This is a genomic window from bacterium (genome assembly GCA_026398675.1).
Lineage (GTDB): Bacteria > RBG-13-66-14 > RBG-13-66-14 > RBG-13-66-14 > RBG-13-66-14 > RBG-13-66-14.
In genome coordinates, this window is the sequence record JAPLSK010000410.1 from 1 (window position 1) to 1,998 (window position 1,998).

Sequence of the window (1,998 nt, forward strand, 5' to 3'; positions counted from 1 at the left end):
AGGGGGGGAGGGGACATGCGGCAGCCATCACCCGGTCCATGCCACCCTGCTGGGTCTGGTATACTGTTCCGGTAATTACAACGAGGCCCGAACCGTGAAGCAAATCACCCATATCAGGCCGCTCTCCCTCCTCCGCCTCTACCTCCCCCTTCTGTTCACGGCCTGGGCGGTGTTCGGGGTCTCATGGCTCACCGGGCTGGGCGGTTCGCGGGAGCTGACCCTTTTGGTGAGTCAGGTCACCGGCGGCGGGTTCCTCCTGACCTTCGCGGTCCTCATTCCGGTCAACACATTGGTGGGCGTCCTGGGGCTGGCGGCCTTCGCGGCGGTGTACAACCGGTACAACCGGGGCTTGCTGACGCTGGACCTGGAGCTCCTGCCCGTGGAGGACGAGCCGGACGCCCGGCGTCTTTCCGAGGTGTCCTCCCGCAGCCTCAGCCGCCTCTTCGTCCCGATGCTGGTCCTGGCGGCGGTGAACATGGCGGGCACGCTGGGGCTGGTGAGCACGCTGGGCCTGGGCACGCTCTTTTACGGGGAGGAGCCCGGGCTCGATGTGCTGCTGGTGAACGGCCTCGCCGGGACGTTCTTCGTGGCCGGTATCGTCGTGCTCGGGGGGATGCTGGCGGCCGCCATCTACAACCGCGTGGCCGCCGGCGGCGACGGCGTCCGGCTGCAACTGGCGGAAACCGCCGAGGGCGTCGTCCTCCGGCGCTTCGGGCTCCGCTCCCTGGGTTACGCCCTGCCCAGCTTCCTGGCGTTGACCGTCATCGCGGTCGTCCTGGAGCTCATCCTGGGGGCGCTGGCGGGCGGGGACCTCGTCGCCGACGCGCTCTTCTCCGTGGGGGTGGCGGTGCCCACGCTTTGGCTCATGCCGCTTTTCTACAACCGCCTCCGTGGCCGGGGCGGGATCGTATTCGACTTGAAACAGATAGATTTGAACCGGTGAGGGACGCGTGAAGACGTTCGGGCTCGACGGCAACATCGCGGTCCACGTGCTCTGCTCCGCCGCCGGGGTGGCGACCACCGTGGCGGTGGAGAATCGGGGCGGGTTTCTGCTGCTCGACTGCGGCGACGGGGCGCTGCGCGACCTCCTGGACGCCCGGCTCAGGCCCGCGCGGCTGGAGGGCGTCGCCCTCTCCCACGGTCACTTCGACCACGTGGGCGGCCTGCACACGCTCTTGGGCTTTTTGCGGATGATCGGCCGCGAAGCCGCCCTGCCGGTGGCGTACCCGGCGGGCTGCGTCGAGGTAGAGGCGTTTCTGGACCGCTTCTTCGAACTCTACCCCGACGCGCCCTTCACCGTCCTGCGCCTGCCCCTCGGCGACGGCGACGAAACGAAGCTGGACCGTTGGAACCTGCGGGCCTACGCTGTCGAGCACCGCGGCTCCACCGCCGCCGGCGTCGGCGATTCCATCCCCGCCCTGGGCTACCGGGTGGAGCTGGGGGGTAAGGTCGTGGCCTTTTCCGGCGACACGGGGCCCTGCGAGAATCTGCGGAAGCTCTGCGAGGGGGCGGACCTGGCGCTCGTCGAAGCCACCTTGAGCGACCGGGAGCCGCGGCTCGACCCGCGGGTCCACCTGTCCCGGGCGGAGGCGGAGGTTTACGGGCGCCTGGCGAAGCGCTTCGGGCTCATCCACGGGGTCCATCCCGCGGAGCGGGGCGATTGACCAACGCAGCGCGTTGGATCGCAGTATCGCGACGCGATTTTTTTGTGATTCTCACATTTAGCCCCGCGTGCGGTGGCTTTATTAATTCCCGACGCCCCGTTGGCGGCTTCCCTCTCCCCTTGGGAGTGGCTCGCCTGCGGGCCGGGGGTGGGAGCGTAAACGCGGCGGGGTTAGGAAACCCCGCCCTACGACCGCACCACGCAATGAAACCCGTAGGGGCGACCGTCCACGGTCGCCCGCGGGCGGGGACGGAGCCCCGCCCCTACGTCATCGCAATTTGCGTAACATGGCCCGGAACGGTCTCCCTCTCCCTGTGGGAGAGGGATTAAGGGTG

2 protein-coding genes are annotated in these 1,998 nt (G+C 68.7%); both read left to right on the forward strand.

Annotated features, from left to right (window positions below; genetic code table 11):
- Positions 1 to 943, forward strand: a 943-nt coding sequence (locus tag NTW26_11990) for a hypothetical protein (GenBank protein ID MCX7022968.1), incomplete at its 5' end; no start/stop codon positions are given.
- Between the two features lie 7 nt (positions 944 to 950).
- Entirely contained in the window at positions 951 to 1,664 is a 714-nt protein-coding gene (locus tag NTW26_11995; protein ID MCX7022969.1) for a ribonuclease Z, read from the forward strand.
- Positions 1,665 to 1,998 lie beyond the last annotated feature (334 nt).